Raw genomic sequence first — 18,198 nt, forward strand, 5'->3', positions numbered from 1 at the left:
TGAGGAAAACATGGGCCTGACGAGTCGGGCACTCGAATACGCGACAGTGCTGGCCGCACTGGTGTGCGTGGGGCTCACGGTCTGGGTGTGGCCCCGCCTCGCCCGCCGCGGGCCCGCGGCCGTCCTCGGCCGCCTCGGGGTGATCGCTGCCACGCAGTTGACGATTATCACCGCGTTCGCCATCGCTGTGAACACCCAGTTCGACTTCTACGGGTCCTGGAGCGAGCTGCTCGGCAATGTCGACAAGGCTCCGGCCCAGGTCACGGCCCTTGGTCAGTCCGGTGTCTCCACCGTCGGGTCGACGCAGGGCGGGCTCGTGCAGCCGGCCGGACCGCAGGGCCTCGACCGCGTGAAGGGCCTTCCGCAGGGGCCTCCCTCGAAGGTCGGCAAGATCGAGTCGGTCAAGATCATCGGCCGGCGGACCCGGGCCGTGAACCCGGCGTTCGTGTACCTGCCGCCGCAGTACTTCCAGCAGCAGTACCACCGCCAGCGGTTCCCGGTGATGGTCGCCATCAGTGGTTATCCGGGCGGCATCATGAACCTCGCCCAGTATCTCCAGGTGCCGCAGACCGCCGACCATCTGCTGCAGCAGAACAAGATGCAGCCGACGGTGATCGTGATGGTGCGTCCGACGATCGCGCCGCCGCGTGACACCGAGTGCGTGGACGTGCCGGGCGGCCCGCAGGCGGAGACCTTCTTCACCAAGGACCTGCCCGAGGCGATCAAGCAGACGTACCGCGTCGGGCACGACCCGAGCGCGTGGGGCGCCCTCGGTTACTCGTCGGGCGGCACGTGCTCGCTCCAGCTCGCGCTGCGCAACCCCAACGTGTACACGTCGGCCGCGTCCCTGTCCGGTGACTACAAGATCGCGGACGACCTCACCACGGGCAGCCTGTTCGGCTCGGGTCCGGCCGGCGCCAAGCGGCAGCGTGAGCACGACCTGGTGTGGCGGCTGAAGCACCTGCCCGTCCCGCACGTGTCGGTGCTGGCCGCGAGCAGCAGGCAGGGCGAGAAGGACTACGCCGCCACGATGCAGTTCCTGCACGCGGTGAAGCCGCCCATGACGTCGGCCCAGATCATCCTGCCGCGCGGCAGCCACCACTTCACGACCTGGCTGCGGGAGATCTCGCCGGCGATGCAGTGGATGAGCAGCCAGCTGACGTTCCCGCAGGACATCACGCCGGCCCCGCCGGTCAAGCACGGTCCCGGCACGCCCGCCCACAAGCCGGCCTCGGCACCGGCCCACCCGCCCACGACCCAGGCCGCGGGGCGTCCGCGCCACTGACACGCGGGGCGTCCGCGCCACTGGCACCCCCTCGACCGCCCCGCCCGCCCCGGTGCAACCAGCGCCCGGGGCGGGCGGGGCCACTACGTTCCAGGTCCCGGGCCGGGCGCCCGGCCGGCCGCCGGTCGGCGGCGACCCGTTACGGTGGCCTGGCATCGGCGCCGCCGCGCTTTCCCCGTCCGACCAGGAGCATCCGTATGCCCGAGTCCGCCGTGACCGCACGCCCCGCACTGGCCAGGCCGGGCGCGGCGCCCGGCGACGTGGCCGCCGTGTGGTCCGTCGTGACGGGCATGTACGAGGCGTACGCCATCGGGGACCGCGCCCAGGTCGACGCGCGGCTCGACCCGGAGGCCACGATCTGGGACCCGGCGGACGAGAACCTGCTGCTCGGCAAGCCCGACCTGGACCGCGTACGGTCCGAGCGGCCGGCGGACGGTCCCGTGACCAGGAGTCCGCGCCCCTTCGACCCGGTCGTCGACGTCTTCGGCGACACGGCGGTCCTGCGGTACTGGCTGCGCGTCGCGTTCGAGCCCGGTCCGGACGGCGCCCCGCTGCGCCCCGAGCTGATCCGGAACACGGCAGTCCTGCACAGAGACCCCGAGGGCGGACGCTGGCTGATCGTGCACCTGCATGAGGACGTGCGGCAGGCGGGCGGGGTGCCGGACACGGGCCGTTAGCGGTTACGCGTCAACGAATGCGGGGCCGCTCTTACGGGTCAGCGACGAGGGTCAGCGCTTACGGGTCGCCACCAGGAGGCGGCACCTCGGGCTGCCGTCGCTCCGCTCGCCCAGCTCGGGCAGCGCCTGGAGAGCCACGTCGAATCCGGCCGCGTTCAGCTCTCTCCGTACGTCGCCCAGGCGGAAACCGCGGTAGTACATGACGAACGGCGGCCGCCACAGTGCGTTCCGCACGCGCATCGCGCCATCGAAGGCCAGCATCGCGAAGTAGCCGCGTGAGCCGGGCCGCGCGGGCGCCGGAAGCGGGAACGCGAAGCGGCCACCGGGCTTCAGTACGGAGTGGACCTGCGCGAACAGCTCGGGTCGCTGCCGGGGCAGGAAGTGCCCGAACGCCCCGAAGCTGACGACCAGGTCGAAGACCGGACCGAAGGGCAGGGCGAGCGCGTCGCCGCGCACCAGGTCCGCGCCGTCCCCGTACGCCGCGCGTCCCTCCGTCAACATGCCCGCACTGAAGTCGACCCCTACGGGTCGCTCGCGACACACCTGCCGCAGCACACCGAGCCCCGCGCCGGTCCCGCAGCACAGATCGAGCCCACGCCCGAACGGGCCGAGGCGATGCAGGGCGCGGGCAACAGGCGCGAGGATCACCTGTGGCGTCCGGAACGGCGTGAGGTCGAACTTGGGCGCGAGCAGGTCGTAGCCACGCTCGACGGAGGACAACGCCTGAACGGCGAGCTCCCGGACTGTGGGCCCTTCGGGTTCGAACATCGGGGTCAGCATAGGCCGGGGGCGGGTGTTTCGCGGTTGGGCGGCCGCTTCACCGGGGAGCGGGCGCCTTGCCGGGGGCTACGGGGGTTGGCAGCGGCCTCGCGGAGCGTCCTATCCGCCCCGCCGTCGACCTGGTCAGGTCGGGTACGCGCCGGGAAGAACTCCTTCTTCCTGAGAGCGAGTTGACGTTCCTGCGGCAGGTGCGGTCCGCGGTTCCCGTCGCATGAGGGGTGCGGACCTGGGTCGATCGGCGCGGCTGGATGCGTAATACTCACGGTATGGATTCGAGCATTACGCGTACCGGGGAACAGGCGGTTCGGGTGCGTAGGGCGACTGCCCGGGACGCCAAGCGGCTGACCCGGATCGTTCGCTCGTCCCGTGCCTACGAGGCTCCGTACGCGGCGATGGTGGACGGGTACCGGGTGGGTCCCGACTACATCGAGGCGCATCGTGTCTTCGTTGCCGTGGGACCGGAAGATCTGGCGCTCGGGTTCTATGCGCTCACGCTCGTGCCGCCGGAGCTCGACCTGATGTTCGTCGCCGACGCGGCGCAGGGCCTCGGTATCGGGCGGCTGCTCGTCGCCCACATGAAGGACGAGGCGCGCGCCGCCGGGCTCACCTCGGTCCGCGTCGTCTCCCACCCGCCTGCCGAGGGCTTCTACCTCGGCGTGGGCGCCGTACGGACCGGCACGGAGGCCGCGAATCCGCCCGCCGTGATGTGGGACCGGCCCGAATTGGCGTTTCCCATCGGGTGACGCGCCCCCGCCCACTGGCGCACACTCGGGGTGGACGAGGAGGCCGGTTTGGACAACGAGGTGCGTCACACCGACGAAGCCCGCGGCACCGACGCGATCCACGCGTTCGACGTGCTCATGGAGATCCCGCAAGGCTCCCGCAACAAGTACGAGATGGACCACGCCGTCGGCCGTATCAGGCTCGACCGGATGCTGTTCACCTCGACCCAGTACCCCGCCGACTACGGCTACATCGAGGGCACCCTCGGCAACGACGGCGACCCCCTGGACGCGCTCGTGCTGGTGGGTGATCCGACGTTCCCCGGCTGCACCGTCGAGTGCCGCGCGATCGGCATGTTCGTCATGCGGGACGAGAAGGGCATGGACGAGAAGGTCCTGTGCGTGCCCGCGCACGACCCGCGCTACGCCGGTGTGCGGGACATCGACGACATCTCCGAGTTCGACCGTCTGGAGATCACGCACTTCTTCGAGGTCTACAAGGACCTGGAACCCGGCAAGTCCGTCGAGGGCTCGCACTGGGAGGGCCGCGCGCTCACGTACGCGGAGATCGGTGCGGCGGTGCGGCGGGCGGCCGAGGCCGGGCAGGAGGGCTGACCTGACGTAGCACTGGCGGGCGGGAGCGGGGGCAAGGGCGGGTGTCGGGGCCACGTATCGGCGCCCCCGGCACGCTCACATAAGCGCCCGCGCCGTCAGTGCGCCCCGTCCGCCCCACACTGCTTCAACAACTCCCCCGTCGCCGCGTCCACGACCCGATAGCGCACGACCCTGCCCTCCTTCTCGCCCTCGACCACACCCGCCGCGCGCAGCAGCCGCAGCGCCTGCGAGACGGCCGGGTCGTTCATGCCCGTGGCCACGGCGAGATCCGAGACCGCCAGCGGACCGGCGCGGTACAGGGCGAGCAGCAGCGCGAGGCGCCGGGCGTCGGCGAGGAGCGAGAACCGGTCGGCCCAGGCGCGGACATGTCCGGGCTCACCGATGGCGGCGATGGCGTCGCAGACCCGGTGGCCGTCGATCGTGCGACGGCCGGCGCGCTCGGCGGGGACGAGATGCATGGGCACATCCTCGCAGCCACGGGTGTGATCTTGAATACCCGCGTACACCTACGCAACTGTGCAGCCTTGCAGGCGTCGCCGCCCGGCCTCTACTGTGGACGGGCCGTGGTGTTCGGGAATTCGGTGACAGTCCGTCAAGGACTCAGACCGAAGCGGCCCTCGCCACTGTGATCGGGCCCCGGGCCCCTCGGCAACGAGAGACCCGGGACGCCTCGCCCCGCGATGCCACTGGCCGCCACAAGCGACTGGGAAGGCAGGGGCGGACGCGGACACCCGTCAGCCAGGAGACCGGCCACGGCATCTCACGAAGTGATCCACGAGGTGCTGGAGCGTGATCGTATGACCCTGCCTGTAAAGGCTCCGAAGTCCCCCGCGTCCGGAAGCGGCGCGTTCGAATGGCGGCGCGAGGACACCGTCCGTACCGCCGGACTCCTCGCGGTGATAGCCGCACTCCATGTCGTCGCGTTCGGCGTCCTGTTCCTACTCGTCGTGCCCGAGCACTACGAGGTGGGGTCCAAGGCGTTCGGGATCGGCCTCGGCGTCACCGCGTACACCTTGGGGATGCGGCACGCGTTCGACGCCGACCACATCGCCGCGATCGACAACACCACCCGCAAGCTGATGGCCGACGGCAAACGCCCGGTGTCCGTGGGTTTCTGGTTCGCGCTCGGACACTCCAGCGTCGTGGTCGTGCTGGCCGCGCTCATCGCGGGCGGCACCGCGCTGGCCGGTCGGATCATGAACGAGGGGTCGGCCACCCATCAGACGCTCGGCGTCATGGGCACCACGATCTCCGGGTCGTTCCTGTACCTCATCGCGGCGCTCAACCTCGTCGCGCTCGTGGGGATCGTGCGGGTGTTCCGTGCGATGCGTGCGGGCTCGTACGACGAGAAGGAGCTCGAACAGCACCTGGATTCACGGGGGTTCATGAACCGGATCCTCGGTAAGTTCACCAGGTCCATCACGCGGCCGGGCCAGATGTACCCGCTCGGCTTCCTCTTCGGGCTCGGTTTCGACACGGCGACCGAGGTCACGCTGATGGTGATGGCGGGCAGCGGCGCGGCGGCCGGACTGCCCTGGTACGCGATCCTGTGCCTGCCGCTGCTGTTCGCCGCCGGCATGAGCCTGTTCGACACCCTGGACGGTACGTTCATGAACTTCGCGTACCAGTGGGCGTTCTCGAACCCCGTACGCAAGGTGTTCTACAACCTCGCCATCACCGGCCTGTCGATCGCCGTCGCGTTCCTGATCGGGACCATCGAGCTGGTGGGTGTCCTGCACGACAAGCTCGACCTGCGGGACGCGGTGACGAGCTGGATAGCGGGGCTCGACCTGGACAACGTCGGGTTCGTCATCGTGGGCCTCTTCGTCGTCGTGTGGGCGGTGGCCATCGCGTACTGGCGGCTCGCGAAGGTCGAGGAACGCTGGGCCCTGCGTTCCTGACCCATGGACCGCCGGGGGCCTCACTCGTAAAGTCGTGCGGGTGAGCGAAGCGAGCGTTCCCCCAGCGGCGTCCGCGCCGGCGGCGCCCCCGGCCGCCGTCACCGCGGCCCTCACGGTGCTCACGGTGGTGAGCGGCATCGTCGACGCGATCAGCTATCTGGGCCTCGACCATGTCTTCGCGGCGAACATGACGGGCAACGTCGTCATCATCGGCTTCGCCGCGGCCGGAGCCCCCGGGTTCTCCGTGGCGGGGTCGCTGACGTCGCTCGGCGCGTTCCTCGTGGGCGCGGTGTGCGCGGGGCGGCTGGCGGCGGCGTTCGCCGGGCGCTCCCGGGAGACGTGGATCCGCTCGGTCTTCGCCATCGAGGCGGTCATGCTCGGTGTGGCGTCGGCCATCGCGTTCGCCCGGCCCGGCCATGCGATGTACGCGCTCATCGCGGTCATCGCGTGGGCGATGGGGCTGCGCAACGCCACGGTCCGCAAGCTCGGGGTCCCCGAGATGACCACCACGGTCCTGACCATGACGCTGACGGGGCTCGCCGCGGACTCCTCGCTCGCCGGGGGCACCAATCCGCGGGCCGTGCTGCGGGTCGTCTCCGTGGCGGCGATGCTCGCGGGCGCCGGGGTGGGCGCGCTGCTCGTGCTGCACCACGGGCTCGGCTGGCCTCTTCTCGTCAGCGCCCTGCTCGTGACGGCCACGGGGGTCGCTTACCGCGAGAAGGGCGAGATGGCGAGCGGGGGCGGGAAGAAGAACGCGAACGGCGGCGGGGGCGGCCCCCGATCGGCCTAGTCCTGCGGGCGGCGTCCGCCCGCGCTCTCTAGCGTCCGGAGCAGGACCGCGGCATTCGGCCGCGGTGGCTCACGGAACGGGAGAGTCGCCGGATGTTCTGTCCCATAGCCACCGTCATGACGACGACCGCGTGCCTGACGGCGCTCGCGCCCGGGGCCGTCACAGCGCCGCAGCACCTGGCCGCCCGCTCTGTGACCGCGCCCGCCGCGATGACGGCTCCCGACGCGGTGACCGCTCCCGGCGCCGACGCCGGGTCCCCGCGCGACCCCGTGGGCCCGTCGGGCGACCGCATCTCCGCCAGTGGCTCGAGCACCGCGGAGGTGTTCCTCTCCCCGACGACCGTGTCGGCCTCGTCCACGGTCGAGATCACGGTGTCCTGTGGTCGCAGCGGCCAGGGCTCCATCACGGCCAGCTCCAGCGCCTTCGCCGAGGGCTCGGTCATGCTCCCCGCGAGCGGCGGAGGCCGAGGACAGGACGGTGGCCGTACGGAGTACCGGGGGATGGCCCGCCTGGCCGAGCCGAGCAGCTTGAGCGCGGCGGCCGGCTCCCAGTGGTCCGTCGTAGGTTCCTGCCCTGACGGAAGGCGGTGGAGCGCGCCGATGACGGTGAGGCACGACGTCCCGCGCGGCGCCCGCGCGGGAGTCGGCGGCAGCTCGGGCGGCGGCTTCGACCTGGGCCGGATCGGTTTCGGCGCGGCGCTCGCGGGCGGTGCCGCGTATCTGCTGTGGCGCAGGACGCGCGCCCCGCAGTCGAAGTGACGACCGAGGGTCGCGGCGGCCAACCCGATGCGGGGGCACGCGCCCGTTCCGAGTTACGTGGCCGATTCCACGTAACTCACGCTCTTACAGCGGTACTTCAAGAGGCTACGGGCGTGAACTGCACCGGCAGGGACTGCGGCCCCCGCGTGAACACGCCCTGCTCCACCAGGTCGAACCCGTCCGCGAGCCGCACGTCGGGCATCGCGTCGAGGAGCTGGCCGACGCCGATCTCGACCTCCGCCTTGGCCAGGAGCGCGCCGACGCAGAAGTGGCGTCCGAGCGCGAACGACAGGTGGTCGGCGGCGGCCGAGAACGCGTGCGTGGTGCTGAGGTCGTCGCGGAAGATGTCGAAGGTGTCGGGCCGCGCGTAGCGGTCCTCGTCGCGGTTGGCGGAGCCGATCAGGCACGTGACGGTGGCGCCCGCAGGAATCGTGCCGCCGGTCAGCTCCACGTCGGTCGCGGACTGGCGCATGATCATGTGGACCGGCGGCGTGTAGCGCAGGGTCTCGGCGAAGGCGCGGGCGATCAGCGTGCGGTCCTCGCGGACGGCGGCGAGCTGCTCGGGGTGGGTGAGCAGGTTGGCGAAGATGCTGGCGATGGCCTTGTCGGTGGTCTCACCGCCGGCCGCGAGCAGCAGGCTGCAGAAGGCCTTGATGTCCTCGTCGCTCATGCGGACACCGTCGACCTCGGCGGCGCACAGCGCGGACAGCAGGTCGTCGCCGAGGTTGTCCCGGCGCTGCCGGATGACCGGGATCATGTAGTCGGCGAACTCGACGCGGGTACGTTCACCTGCCGCCGCCACGTCGGGGTCGCCGGCCAGGTTGCCGAGGAACGCGATGACGGTGGTGTACCAGCCGTGGAAGCGTGCGTGGTCGGCCTTGTCCAGGCCCAGCATGTCGGCGATCACGTTGACCGGGAAGCGGGTCGCGTACGCGTCCACGAGGTCGACGGAGCCGGTGGCACGGAACGTGTCGATCAGTTCACGCGAATTGCGCTCGATGACCGGCAGGAACTTCTCCTGGAGGTCGCTCCCCCTGAAAGCGGGCGCCACCAGAGCGCGGCGCACCGCGTGCTCACGGCCGCTGAGCTGCAGGATCGTGCGGCCGTGCACCGGCTCGATCTGCCAGTTGTAGTTGTCGGTGGTGAACTCCGACTCCTTGTCCTTGAAGACGCGCTCGACATCGGCGTACCGCGAGATGACGTAACTCTGCGTGGGCTCATGCCACAGGAGAGGCGAGTGTTCACGCATGGCGGCGTAGGCGGGGTAAGGGTTGGCGGCGAACTCCGGCGACAGGATGTCGGGGATTTCCACGGTGGACATGAAGCTCCTTGAGTGATTAACAGGCAACGCTCCAAAGGTTATTGACACTCCGTCGGCGCAGACACCCCGTGGGGGTGTGATCGGGACAGATGTGGTGTGTAGGTGGGTGGTGTGTCGCCGTGTGGGTGGCATGTCGTGGGAGAGACGTGTGTCACGTCGTGCATGAGACACGTAGGACCGGGGAGGCGTCACACACGTAAGGGTGTCCCCTCGCATACAGAGAGCCACCTACACGGAGATTCGCGCCCTCCGTGCGCGCTCAGAACCCCCGCCGAAGAGGCCGAAACGCGTGACCTGGGCAACTCCGGAGGGTCTCAGGCTGTGAGGCGGCCCATAGGGGCCAGATCACATACCAACGGCGTTAGTAGGGGTTAAGCACGCCCGTCGGGGTGTGTGGCCACACCATCACCCGTCATTTCGGACATTCCTCCGTAGTGGGGTAGTACGTCACATCCTTGCGCCCCTCTCAGGGCCCGGCTAACTATTGAGTCGTTCCGGAGAGCGGGTCGGAGCACGAGCGACGGCGCTCGCACCGACCCCTCCGTGCCACGAGGCATATCCCCCGCACCGCTCTGGGTGCCGCCATGCCGGCGGCCACCCGACGATGACCCATGAAGAGGTACTCCGCGTGACCATCTCCACCCCCATCACCGCTGCCGCCCGCCCCAACGTCTTCCGCCGCGCCACCGTCACGGTCCTGGCCGCCGCCGGTCTCGCGGGTGCAGCACTGGCCTTCGCCCCGTCGCCCGCACACGCCGCCGAGCCGGTCGCCGCCCCCAAGGCCGTCCACGCCGTGTCGCTGGCGAAGGTCTCCAACTCGGACAACCTCGACGGCTGGATCCGTCAGGCGCTCTCCATCATGAAGGCCAAGCACATCCCCGGCTCGTACGAGGGTCTGCACCGCAACATCATGCGTGAGTCGTCCGGCAACCCGAACGCCGTGAACAACTGGGACGTCAACGCGATGAAGGGCACCCCGTCGAAGGGCCTGCTCCAGGTCATCCAGCCGACGTTCGACTACTACCACGTCGACGGCACCTCCAAGAGCCTGACCGACCCGGTCGCCAACATCACCGCGGCCGCCAACTACGCCGCCGACAAGTACGGCTCGATCGACAACGTCAACTCGGCCTACTGAGCCGCGGGTTACCGATCCAGCTGTCACTGACCAACTGAACCCGGACCCCCGACCGGAGGGCAAGCGCACATGCCGCACACCAGCGGAGAAGAAGGGCGCCCGCCCACCTCGGACGCGCCGCGACACCCGGGTGAACACCACGAATACGGCCCCGCGCACGTGCACCGCGCGGGTGGCCCGCCACGCAGGAAGAAGTGGCGTGTCATCACCGGTGCCGCGCTCGGCCTCGCCCTCGTCGCGGGCGGTGGCGCCGCCTACGCCTGGTCGCATCTGAACGGCAATCTCAAGAGCACGGACATCAACGCCGCGCTCGGCAAGAACCGTCCGGACGCGAGCCACACCGGGGCGATGAACATCCTGCTCCTCGGCTCCGACTCGCGCGCCGGCACCCATGGCCAGTACGGCAGTGGGGTCGTCGGCGCCCGGTCGGACACGGCGATGGTGCTGCACGTCGACAAGACCCACAAGAAGGCCTCCGTCGTGAGCATCCCTCGCGACACCATGGTCGAGCGGCCCGCGTGTGCCAAGCCCTCGGGCGGCACCGTGCCTGCCGCGCGGCAGGCCATGTTCAACGAGGCGTACGCGGTGGGTGGTCCCGCCTGCGCCGTGAAGACGGTGGAGCACATGTCGGGCCTCCGCATGGACCACTTCGTCGAGGTGGACTTCACCGGCTTCAAGAAGTTCGTCGACGAGCTCGGTGGTGTCGACATCACCACCCACCGGGCCATCAAGGACAACGCCAGCCATCTGTCGCTGAGCGCCGGCAAGCACACCCTCAAGGGTGAGCAGGCCCTGGCGCTCGTGCGGACCCGGCACGGCGTCGGCGACGGCAGCGACCTGGGACGTATCCAGCTCCAGCAGGCGTTCATCAAGGCGCTGATCCATCGCGCCGAGTCCATCGGTGTCGTCAGCGACCCCGTACGGGCCTACGACATCGCCAACACCGTCACCAAGAGCGTCAGCGCCGACACCGGACTCGCGTCCGCGAACAAGCTGCTGGGTCTGGCGAAGGACCTCAAGGGCATCAAGCCCGCCGACATGCACATGATCACGCTGCCGGTGCGTTACGACACGCAGGACGCCGGCCGCGTCCTCCCCCTGCCCAAGGAATCCCGCCAGGTGTGGCAGGCGCTGCGTGCCGACCGCCCCATCCCGAAGTCCGTGACGGCGAACTCGGTCGGCGCCCGCACCGACTCCCCGGTGACGGCGGGCGCGTAGGAGCCACCGCGCCCGTCCGGGTCTCCCGACGGGCCGTCAGGACAGATCCGTACGCCCGAACCACGCCGGCTTCACCGGCACCCCGTCGTCGTACCGCGCCACGGACGCGTCCGGCGACGGGGTGCCGGTGTTCTCGGGCTGTGCGGGGGGCGTCGGATCCACTTCGGCGGGGACGGGCTCGGGCTCCGGCGGCGGCGCGTCCGAGTCCCCCACCAGCTCCGCCACGACGAAGCGTGTGCTGAAGGACTGCCAGGAACCGTCCATGACGAGCAGGATTCCGTCCGCGGTGCGGTAGGCCCTCCTGCGCCGCGCATTGCGCGGGTGCTCGGGGATGTAGCGCCAGGCCCGCCTCTCCAGCTCGGCCATCGCCTCCTCACGTGAACCCTCGACGTGCGCCAGCACCGAGGCCTCCATGTGCTTGCGCTCCCCCATGCCGACCGTCGTCTCGACGATCAGTCCCCACGTCGTCATGCGCCGCCCCCTTCAGGCTCGTTCACGTCCTGGGCCAGCCTAGACAGGCCGTCGTACGCGTCGCTGACACGCTCGGCGGAACGGGCTTCGCCGACCGGGCGAACTCGCGGCGCGGCTGGGCGAGCTTCAGTGACGGGGCGGAACACCCCCTCATAGCTTCGTCATATGACCAAACAACAGATTGTGCGTCTCGCTTGCGTCGCGGCCGCCGTCGCGTCGGGTCTAGGTGCCGCCTCACCGGCCGCCGCCGCCCGGACGGTGCATCAGGTGAAGCCCGGCCAGTCGATCCAGAAGGCCGTCGACAGCGCGAAGCCGGGAGATGTCGTCACCATCGCGCCCGGCACTTTCCACGAGAGCGTCGACATCACCGTGTCGGGCGTGACCCTGCGAGGTGCCGGGACCGGACGCACCGTCATCGTCCCCGACACCGAGACCCCCGACAGCAAGTCCATCGGCAGCGCGTGTGCCAAGGCCGGCAACGGTGTCTGCGTGACCGGCACGGCGGACCGCTCCGTCGACCGGGTCACCGTCCGCAACCTGACGCTCCGTGGTTTCGCCAAGACCGGCCTGTGGGCGACACGGACCGACGGGCTGCGGGTCGAGAACGTCACCTCCGAGAAGAACGGCCAGTGGGGGATCGGCCAGGAGCGTTCCGTGCGTGGGGTGTTCCGCCACAACACCGTCGCGAACAACGGCGACGCCGGACTCTTCGTCGGCAACACCGTCGACGCCGAGGAAGGCGCCCTGGACACCAAGCAGGCAGTGATCAGCCATAACCGTATGGTCGGCAACCGGATCGGCCTCACCGTACGGCGGCTGCGGGACCTGACCGTCTCTCACAACGAGGCGACCGGCAACTGCGCGGCGATGTTCCTCGTCGGCGACGAGAACAAGCCGCGCCCCGGCGAGCTGCGCGTGGTCGGCAATTACGTCCACTCCAACAACAAGTACTGCGCCAAGACCGCACGGCTGCCCTATCTTCAGGGGTCGGGGATCGTCCTCACCGGCGTCGAGGACTCGCACGTGGTGGGGAACTACGTCGAGAACAACGTGGGCAAGGCCCCGATGTCGGGCGGCATCGTGCTGGCCCGGAACTTCATGAACGCCCTCAACGAGCGCAACGAGATCCGCGACAACGTGGTCGTGCGCAACGGCACCGCCGACCTGACCGTCCAGGACAAGGGCCAGGGCAACACCTTCCGCGACAACATGTGCGCGGTCTCCCAGCCCGCCGGCATGTGCTGACCCCCCAGGACATGTCCGTATCCCCATCACGCCGGCAGAAGCGAGGCAACAGATGACGACCGTTGATCCGGCTCCCGCGACCGAGGTGGCTCCGCCGCCGTCGATGAAGCTCAGAGAGCTGGTGTTCGGGGCGGCGTGCGCCGCGGCCGTGCGCGCGGCCGCCCGCCTGGGTGTCGCTGACGCCCTCGACGCCACCCCCACGAGCGTGGACGACCTGGCGGCGGCGGTGAAGACGCAGCCGCAGACACTGCGCCGGCTGCTGCGCGCCCTGTCCAGCCAGGGCGTCTTCACCGAGCTGCCGGACGGCACGTTCGCGCACACCGAGATGTCGCGGCTCCTGCGCGAGGACGACCCGCACAGCCTGCGGTACATCGCCCTGTGGTGCACCGAGCCGTGGACGTGGAACGTGTGGCCGAAGCTCGACGAGGCGGTGCGCTCCGGCCGTAACGTCTTCGAGGACCTGTACGACGAGGAGTTCTTCACCTACCTCAACAATGACGCCCCGGAGTCGGCGCACGTGTTCAACCGGGCGATGACGACGTCGAGCGAGCAGTCGGCGCAGGACGTCGCCGAGCTGCTCGACCTGCGGGACGCGGCCTCGGTCGCGGACATCGGCGGAGGTCAGGGGCAGGTGGTGGCGAGCCTGCTGGAGAAACACCCCGGGATGAGCGGCACGCTGCTCGACCTGCCGGGTGTGGTCGAGAACGCGGACCCCCGTCTGCGGGACGGCGGGGCGCTGGCCTCGCGGATGCGGATCATCGCCGGGGACTGCCGCGAGGACATCCCGGTCCAGGCGGACGTGTACATCATCAAGAACATCCTGGAGTGGGACGACGAGAGCACGCGCCGGGCGCTGGCCAACGTGCGCAAGGCGGCGCGGCCCGGTGCGCGGGTCGTCGTCATCGAGAACCTCGTGGACGACACACCTTCGATGAAGTTCACGACGTCCATGGACCTGCTGCTGCTCCTCAACGTCGGGGGCGCGAAGCACACCCGGCAGAGCATGATCGACCGGCTCACGGACGCGGGCCTCGCCATCGACGACATCCGTCCCGTCAACCCGTATCTCCACGCCTTCGAGTGCAGAGTCCTGGACTGACGGCTGACCGGGAACGACCCGAGGCCGCCGGTTCCACGTGTGACGCGGAGCCGGCGGCCTCGGGTTGTACCGGGGACGTCTGTCAGGTCGGGGTGTCGCGCTCCCAGCGGTAGAAGCAGTGCGCCATGGCGTCCTTGGGGCTGCGCCAGGTCTTCGGGTCGTACGCGCTGACGTACTCCGAGAGCTGGTCGCTGACACTGCGGAACTCGGGGTGGCCGACCACCTTGGCGATGGCGGGCGACGGGTCCCTCTCCGATTCGATGAGGTGCAGGTACACGTCGCCGAACTGGAAGAGGCTGCGCCGGTTGACGCCGATCAGGTGCGGGAGTTCACCCCGGTCGGAGGCGGCGAACACGTCGGAGATGTGCGGCGCCGAGTCGGGCGCCATGCGGGCGACGATCAAGGCGTGGTGCATCGGGATTCCTTCCTGTGTCCTCTCTGTTTCCGTTCTGCGCCGCAGGTCAGCGCGGCACGGACGCCGTCTGCCGCTTGCGGGCCGCCTTCTCGATGCGGTCGCGGATGAGGGCCATCTGCGTGACGGAGTTGCGGTTGATGTTCTCCGTCATCCAGGCGTCGTCGACCGGGGCCTCGGGCTTCATCGCGAAGTCCTGCTTCCAGTCCATCCGGGTGCCTTCGGGGGTCTCGGTGTAGTCCCACCGGATGTCCATGTGGGCGAAGGGGCCGGTCTCGACGCGGCGGGCGCGGACGGTCCGCTCGGCGCGGTTCATGGTCCGCTCCGAGACCCAGCTCCAGACCTTCCCGTTGTCGTCGGGGTGCATGGTCAGGCGAAAGGTCGTGGTGTCGCCCTCGCGCGAGAGGACTTCGAGGGCCGCGTACTCGCTGAAGAGCTGCGGCCAGTTCTCGATGTCGTTGGTGATCTCCCAGACGAGGTCGAGGGGGGCGTCGATGGTGATGCTGTTCTCTGTGTGTCCTGACATGTCAGGCTCCAGCCTTGAGGGTGTTGTTGACGACGTCGAGGAACTCGCGGGGCGTCTTGCAGCGCTCGGAGTCGGGGGGCAGGGACCGGCTGTACTGGTTCTCGATCTCACCGACGATGCCGAGCAGGCCGAGCGAGTCGATGCCGAGGTTGGCGAAGGCCGAATCGGGGTCCTGCTTGAGGACCTCGGGCTTCACGGTGATGCCGGCCGCCTTCTTCATGAGGAGGGCCAGTTCGTCGAAGGTCACTTCGGTGGCGATCATGCGGGTGTTCTCCTTCCCGCCCGGTCCTAGCGGGCGGAGTCGCCGCGGCGCAGTACGAGCGCCGCGTTGGAGCCCATGAGTCCCCTGCTGAGGACCAGGGCCGTGCGCAGCTCGGCGGGGCGAGCGCGAGACATCACCAGGTCGAGGTCATGGCAGATGTCGAACACGTGGGGGGTGGGGGGAATCTGGCCGTGCTCCATGGCGAACACGGCGGCGGCGACGTCCAGGACGGGCGCGGCGCAGTAGGCCCTGCCCATCCCGGTCTTGGGTGCGGTGACGGGGACGCGGGTGCCGTGTGCGCCGAGGGCGTCGACGAGGGCCTCAGCCTCGGCGCGGTCGGCGTCGGGGACGCCCATCGCGTCGGCGAACACGACGTCGATCTCCTCGGGTGCGCATCCGGCCTCGTCGAGGGCGCCGCGGATCGCTCGGGCGAGGCCCTCTCTGGACTCGTCCCAGCGGGAGGCGCCGGTGAAGGTGGCGGCATGTCCGGCCACGAGGGCGCGGACGGGCACTTCCCGCTCGCGGGCGCGGTTCTCCTCCTCGACCACGAGTACGGCGCCGCCCTCGGCCGGCGAGAAACCGCGGGCCGCCTTGGTGAAGGGCAGGTAGGCGCGTTCGGGGTCGTCGGCGGTGCTGAGCTCGGGGTAGCCGAGCTGGCACACCATCGAGTACGGGGCGAGCGGGGCCTCGGCGGCGCCGACGACCATGGCCCCCGTACCTCGTCGTACCGCGCGGGCCGCGTGGGCGATGGCGTCCAGGCCGCCGGCCTCGTCGCTCGCGACCACTCCGCAGGGTCCTTTGAAGCCGCTCCAGATGGAGATCTGGCCGGTGCTGGCCGCGTAGAACCAGGCGATGGACTGGTAGGGGCCGACGAACTTGGAGCCCTGGCCCCATAGTTTCTGCAGTTCGCGCTGGCCGAACTCGCCGCCGCCGGATCCGGCTGCGGTGACGACTCCGACGGAGTACGGCTCCTCGAGTTCGCCCCGGCTCAGGCCCGCGTCCTCGAGGGCCAGGGCCGCCGCGGCCATCGCGAAGTGGCTGAACCGGTCGGTCTGGACGAGGAACGGTTCGTCGATGTGGTCCGCGGCGTCGAAGGCGCGGACCTCGCCCCCGACGCGGAGCGGCATGTTCTCGCATCCCTCGCGGGTGATCCGGTCCAGGACGAAGAGTCCCTCCCGGACGGATTTCCAGTACGCGTCCGCGTGCTGGCCGTTGGGCGCGATCACACCGAGGCCGGTGACGGCCGCGCGCCGGGGGCGTTGTCGGCTCATCGTTTCCTCCCTCCGGGCCCGGCCAGGAGCACCGCGGACTGGAATCCGCCGAATCCGCTGCCCACGGAGAGCACGTTCCTGAGCTTCCGGGGGCGGGCGGTGCGCGGCACGTAGTCCAGGTCGCACTCGGGGTCGGGCGTCTCGTAGTTCGCGGTGGGCGGCACCACCTGGTGCTTCATGGCGAGGACGCAGGCGACGACTTCGATCGCGCCGATCGCGCCCAGGGAGTGGCCCACCATGGATTTGATGGAGCTCATGGGTGTGTCGTAGGCGTGGGCTCCCAGCGACCGTTTGACGGCGGCCGTCTCGTGGCGGTCGTTCTGCCGGGTGCCGGAGCCGTGGGCGTTGACGTAGTCGATCAGCGTGGGGTCGAGCCGTGCCTGGTCGAGTGCGGTGTCGATGGCCCGTGCCATCTCCAGGCCTTCGCTGGTCAGACCGGTCATGTGGTAGGCGTTGCCGTAGGTGGCGTAGCCGCTGATCTCGCAGTACACATGGGCGCCGCGCGCACGGGCGTGTTCGGCCTCCTCCAGGACGAGTACCGCCGCGCCCTCGCCCATGACGAAGCCGTTGCGGTCGGCGTCGAAGGGGCGGGAGGCGTGTTCGGGGTCGTCGTTGTTGGGTGAGGTCGCCTTGATGGCGTCGAAGCACGCCATGGTGATGGGTGACACCGGAGAGTCCGACGCTCCGGCGATGCAGACGTCGGCCCGGCCCTCCTCGATCGTGTGGAAGGCGTAGCCCACGGCATCGAGTCCCGAGGTGCAGCCGGTGGAGACCGTCTGTACGGGGCCCTGGGCGCCGAACTGTTCGGCGACGACCGAGGCGAGTGTGCTCGGTGAGAACGCCATGTGCAGTTTGGGTTCGGCCGCGCGGTGGTCCACGTCCCACTTCTGGCCGCCCGCGCTGACGAGGACGTAGTCGTGCTCGAGGCGTGTCGTCCCGCCGATGGCGCTCCCGAGGGAGACACCGACGCGCCACGGGTCCTCCTGGCCGGTGTCGAGTCCGGAGTCGCGGACGGCCTCGCCGGCGGCGGCGACCGCGAACTGGATGTAACGGTCGGCGTGTTCGCGTACCTCCGGGTCGAGGCCGTGCGCGTCCGGGGCCCAGTCGCACTCGGCGGCGATCCGGGAGCGCAGGCCCACCGGGTCGAAGAGCGTGATGCCGCGGGTCGCTGTACGGCCGTTGGCCAGGAGGTCCCAGAACGCCGTCGCCCCGATGCCGCCGGGAGCGACCACACCGACACCGGTGACAGCCACCCGCCGGGTCACCTTATGACCTCACTGCGTTCGGGCTCCTCGGTGTCGACGTGGCCGAGGCGCGGCTCCGGGGCCAGCGGGCCGAGGTGGAAGACCATACGGGCCTCGACCTCGCCGACGTTGCGGAAGCGGTGGCGCATGTTGATGGGGATCAACAGCCCCTGGTCCGGGCGCAGTTCGTGCGTGTCGCCGTCCAGGTCCACCTCGAGCGCGCCCTGGACGACGTACACGAACTCCTCGGAGTACGGGTGGTAGTGCTCGCCGATGCGCTCGCCGGGCTGGACGAGGGCCAGGCCCATGAAGCCGCTGGTGGAGCCGACCGTGGTGGGCGTGAGCATGGCCCGGAGGTCGCCTCCGCGCCTGCGGTTGGGTTCCGTCTCGCTCAGGTCCACGATGCGTGGATGTTTGTTCATGCTTGATACCTCCGGTGTGGCGATGGCGTCCCGGGCCCTGC

General features: G+C 69.9%; 21 protein-coding genes and 1 riboswitch. Of the genes, 11 read left to right on the forward strand and 10 right to left on the reverse strand.

The annotated features are described in order from the left end of the window. Positions 1 to 10 precede the first annotated feature (10 nt). Complete coding sequence (locus ABZ893_RS14235) at positions 11 to 1,285, forward strand: alpha/beta hydrolase-fold protein (RefSeq protein WP_361402023.1); 1,275 nt, start codon at positions 11 to 13, stop codon at positions 1,283 to 1,285. 197 nt (positions 1,286 to 1,482) lie between these two features. Then, positions 1,483 to 1,962 (forward strand): DUF4440 domain-containing protein, encoded by a 480-nt coding sequence (locus ABZ893_RS14240; RefSeq protein ID WP_361402026.1) that lies wholly within the window; start codon positions 1,483 to 1,485, stop codon positions 1,960 to 1,962. Between the two features lie 51 nt (positions 1,963 to 2,013). On the opposite strand, the gene ABZ893_RS14245 is transcribed toward ABZ893_RS14240, so the two are convergent. Further along, positions 2,014 to 2,730 (reverse strand): class I SAM-dependent methyltransferase, encoded by a 717-nt coding sequence (locus ABZ893_RS14245; protein ID WP_361402029.1) that lies wholly within the window; start codon positions 2,728 to 2,730, stop codon positions 2,014 to 2,016. 278 nt (positions 2,731 to 3,008) lie between these two features. On the opposite strand from ABZ893_RS14245, the gene ABZ893_RS14250 reads away from it, so the two are divergent. Both ABZ893_RS14250 and ABZ893_RS14255 read left to right on the forward strand, forming a co-directional pair. After that, entirely contained in the window at positions 3,009 to 3,485 is a 477-nt protein-coding gene (locus ABZ893_RS14250; RefSeq protein WP_361402032.1) for a GNAT family N-acetyltransferase, read from the forward strand. Positions 3,486 to 3,602: 117 nt separating this feature from the next. Beyond that, a complete protein-coding gene (locus tag ABZ893_RS14255) occupies positions 3,603 to 4,079 on the forward strand; it encodes an inorganic diphosphatase (RefSeq protein WP_361402458.1) in 477 nt (158 codons plus the stop codon). Between the two features lie 95 nt (positions 4,080 to 4,174). Here the strand turns inward: ABZ893_RS14255 and ABZ893_RS14260 are convergent, their stop codons facing one another. Then, on the reverse strand, positions 4,175 to 4,537 hold the full coding sequence (locus ABZ893_RS14260) for a metalloregulator ArsR/SmtB family transcription factor (protein ID WP_361402035.1): 363 nt from the start codon (positions 4,535 to 4,537) through the stop codon (positions 4,175 to 4,177). An 89-nt stretch (positions 4,538 to 4,626) separates the two neighbouring features. Next, positions 4,627 to 4,849: riboswitch (cobalamin riboswitch) on the forward strand. Between the two features lie 27 nt (positions 4,850 to 4,876). Between ABZ893_RS14260 and ABZ893_RS14265 the strand changes: the two genes are divergently transcribed. From ABZ893_RS14265 to ABZ893_RS14275, 3 genes are all read left to right on the forward strand, one after another. Next, positions 4,877 to 5,980 carry a HoxN/HupN/NixA family nickel/cobalt transporter gene (locus ABZ893_RS14265; RefSeq protein WP_361402038.1) on the forward strand — a complete coding sequence of 368 codons (1,104 nt, stop codon included), beginning with the start codon at positions 4,877 to 4,879 and terminating at the stop codon, positions 5,978 to 5,980. Between the two features lie 115 nt (positions 5,981 to 6,095). Continuing rightward, positions 6,096 to 6,770, forward strand: a complete 675-nt coding sequence (locus ABZ893_RS14270) for a YoaK family protein (RefSeq protein WP_361402461.1) — start codon at positions 6,096 to 6,098, stop codon at positions 6,768 to 6,770. A 116-nt stretch (positions 6,771 to 6,886) separates the two neighbouring features. Beyond that, the gene (locus ABZ893_RS14275; RefSeq protein WP_361402041.1) at positions 6,887 to 7,528 is read left to right on the forward strand and encodes a hypothetical protein; all 642 of its coding nucleotides are present in this window, start codon (positions 6,887 to 6,889) and stop codon (positions 7,526 to 7,528) included. A 97-nt stretch (positions 7,529 to 7,625) separates the two neighbouring features. Here the strand turns inward: ABZ893_RS14275 and ABZ893_RS14280 are convergent, their stop codons facing one another. Then, positions 7,626 to 8,849 (reverse strand): cytochrome P450, encoded by a 1,224-nt coding sequence (locus ABZ893_RS14280; protein WP_361402044.1) that lies wholly within the window; start codon positions 8,847 to 8,849, stop codon positions 7,626 to 7,628. Positions 8,850 to 9,546: 697 nt separating this feature from the next. Between ABZ893_RS14280 and ABZ893_RS14285 the strand changes: the two genes are divergently transcribed. Both ABZ893_RS14285 and ABZ893_RS14290 read left to right on the forward strand, forming a co-directional pair. Beyond that, positions 9,547 to 9,987: a transglycosylase SLT domain-containing protein gene (locus ABZ893_RS14285; protein ID WP_361402464.1), complete on the forward strand. Its 441-nt coding sequence runs from the start codon at positions 9,547 to 9,549 to the stop codon at positions 9,985 to 9,987. Positions 9,988 to 10,056: 69 nt separating this feature from the next. Beyond that, positions 10,057 to 11,205, forward strand: a complete 1,149-nt coding sequence (locus ABZ893_RS14290) for an LCP family protein (RefSeq protein WP_361402047.1) — start codon at positions 10,057 to 10,059, stop codon at positions 11,203 to 11,205. Between the two features lie 36 nt (positions 11,206 to 11,241). On the opposite strand, the gene ABZ893_RS14295 is transcribed toward ABZ893_RS14290, so the two are convergent. Further along, positions 11,242 to 11,676, reverse strand: coding sequence for a hypothetical protein (locus ABZ893_RS14295; RefSeq protein WP_361402050.1), 435 nt, complete (start codon positions 11,674 to 11,676; stop codon positions 11,242 to 11,244). 165 nt (positions 11,677 to 11,841) lie between these two features. Here ABZ893_RS14295 and ABZ893_RS14300 point away from each other — a divergent pair, with 165 nt between their 5' ends. Then, on the forward strand, positions 11,842 to 12,921 hold the full coding sequence (locus ABZ893_RS14300) for a right-handed parallel beta-helix repeat-containing protein (RefSeq protein WP_361402053.1): 1,080 nt from the start codon (positions 11,842 to 11,844) through the stop codon (positions 12,919 to 12,921). Between the two features lie 52 nt (positions 12,922 to 12,973). Continuing rightward, positions 12,974 to 14,020 (forward strand): methyltransferase, encoded by a 1,047-nt coding sequence (locus ABZ893_RS14305; RefSeq protein ID WP_361402056.1) that lies wholly within the window; start codon positions 12,974 to 12,976, stop codon positions 14,018 to 14,020. A gap of 82 nt (positions 14,021 to 14,102) precedes the next feature. Here the strand turns inward: ABZ893_RS14305 and ABZ893_RS14310 are convergent, their stop codons facing one another. The 6 genes from ABZ893_RS14310 to ABZ893_RS14335 are packed head-to-tail and all read right to left on the reverse strand — an operon-like array spanning position 14,103 to position 18,157. Continuing rightward, positions 14,103 to 14,435, reverse strand: a complete 333-nt coding sequence (locus tag ABZ893_RS14310) for a TcmI family type II polyketide cyclase (RefSeq protein ID WP_361402059.1) — start codon at positions 14,433 to 14,435, stop codon at positions 14,103 to 14,105. Between the two features lie 46 nt (positions 14,436 to 14,481). Continuing rightward, complete coding sequence (locus tag ABZ893_RS14315) at positions 14,482 to 14,958, reverse strand: SRPBCC family protein (protein WP_361402061.1); 477 nt, start codon at positions 14,956 to 14,958, stop codon at positions 14,482 to 14,484. A 1-nt stretch (position 14,959) separates the two neighbouring features. Beyond that, the gene (locus tag ABZ893_RS14320) at positions 14,960 to 15,220 is read right to left on the reverse strand and encodes an acyl carrier protein (protein ID WP_361402064.1); all 261 of its coding nucleotides are present in this window, start codon (positions 15,218 to 15,220) and stop codon (positions 14,960 to 14,962) included. A 26-nt stretch (positions 15,221 to 15,246) separates the two neighbouring features. Then, on the reverse strand, positions 15,247 to 16,491 hold the full coding sequence (locus ABZ893_RS14325) for a beta-ketoacyl synthase N-terminal-like domain-containing protein (RefSeq protein ID WP_361402067.1): 1,245 nt from the start codon (positions 16,489 to 16,491) through the stop codon (positions 15,247 to 15,249). Next, positions 16,488 to 17,756: a beta-ketoacyl-[acyl-carrier-protein] synthase family protein gene (locus ABZ893_RS14330; RefSeq protein WP_361402070.1), complete on the reverse strand. Its 1,269-nt coding sequence runs from the start codon at positions 17,754 to 17,756 to the stop codon at positions 16,488 to 16,490. The genes ABZ893_RS14325 and ABZ893_RS14330 overlap by 4 nt, the downstream gene beginning before the upstream one ends. Next, the gene (locus tag ABZ893_RS14335; protein ID WP_361402072.1) at positions 17,753 to 18,157 is read right to left on the reverse strand and encodes a cupin domain-containing protein; all 405 of its coding nucleotides are present in this window, start codon (positions 18,155 to 18,157) and stop codon (positions 17,753 to 17,755) included. Before ABZ893_RS14335 ends, ABZ893_RS14330 begins: the two co-directional genes overlap by 4 nt. Positions 18,158 to 18,198 lie beyond the last annotated feature (41 nt).

This window comes from Streptomyces sp. NPDC046821, from assembly GCF_040645335.1.
GTDB lineage: Bacteria > Actinomycetota > Actinomycetes > Streptomycetales > Streptomycetaceae > Streptomyces.

Coding starts and splice junctions, on each gene's coding strand:
- ABZ893_RS14265 (WP_361402038.1), top strand. CDS start 4,877: ATGACCCTGCCTGTAAAGGCTCCGAAGTCCCCCGCGTCCGGAAGCGGC.
- ABZ893_RS14290 (WP_361402047.1), top strand. CDS start 10,057: ATGCCGCACACCAGCGGAGAAGAAGGGCGCCCGCCCACCTCGGACGCG.
- ABZ893_RS14275 (WP_361402041.1), top strand. CDS start 6,887: ATGACGACGACCGCGTGCCTGACGGCGCTCGCGCCCGGGGCCGTCACA.
- ABZ893_RS14245 (WP_361402029.1), bottom strand. CDS start 2,730: ATGTTCGAACCCGAAGGGCCCACAGTCCGGGAGCTCGCCGTTCAGGCG.
- ABZ893_RS14300 (WP_361402053.1), top strand. CDS start 11,842: ATGACCAAACAACAGATTGTGCGTCTCGCTTGCGTCGCGGCCGCCGTC.
- ABZ893_RS14335 (WP_361402072.1), bottom strand. CDS start 18,157: ATGAACAAACATCCACGCATCGTGGACCTGAGCGAGACGGAACCCAAC.
- ABZ893_RS14305 (WP_361402056.1), top strand. CDS start 12,974: ATGACGACCGTTGATCCGGCTCCCGCGACCGAGGTGGCTCCGCCGCCG.
- ABZ893_RS14240 (WP_361402026.1), top strand. CDS start 1,483: ATGCCCGAGTCCGCCGTGACCGCACGCCCCGCACTGGCCAGGCCGGGC.
- ABZ893_RS14315 (WP_361402061.1), bottom strand. CDS start 14,958: ATGTCAGGACACACAGAGAACAGCATCACCATCGACGCCCCCCTCGAC.
- ABZ893_RS14260 (WP_361402035.1), bottom strand. CDS start 4,537: ATGCATCTCGTCCCCGCCGAGCGCGCCGGCCGTCGCACGATCGACGGC.
- ABZ893_RS14235 (WP_361402023.1), top strand. CDS start 11: ATGGGCCTGACGAGTCGGGCACTCGAATACGCGACAGTGCTGGCCGCA.
- ABZ893_RS14310 (WP_361402059.1), bottom strand. CDS start 14,435: ATGCACCACGCCTTGATCGTCGCCCGCATGGCGCCCGACTCGGCGCCG.
- ABZ893_RS14320 (WP_361402064.1), bottom strand. CDS start 15,220: ATGATCGCCACCGAAGTGACCTTCGACGAACTGGCCCTCCTCATGAAG.
- ABZ893_RS14280 (WP_361402044.1), bottom strand. CDS start 8,849: ATGTCCACCGTGGAAATCCCCGACATCCTGTCGCCGGAGTTCGCCGCC.
- ABZ893_RS14295 (WP_361402050.1), bottom strand. CDS start 11,676: ATGACGACGTGGGGACTGATCGTCGAGACGACGGTCGGCATGGGGGAG.
- ABZ893_RS14250 (WP_361402032.1), top strand. CDS start 3,009: ATGGATTCGAGCATTACGCGTACCGGGGAACAGGCGGTTCGGGTGCGT.
- ABZ893_RS14325 (WP_361402067.1), bottom strand. CDS start 16,491: ATGAGCCGACAACGCCCCCGGCGCGCGGCCGTCACCGGCCTCGGTGTG.
- ABZ893_RS14255 (WP_361402458.1), top strand. CDS start 3,603: ATGGAGATCCCGCAAGGCTCCCGCAACAAGTACGAGATGGACCACGCC.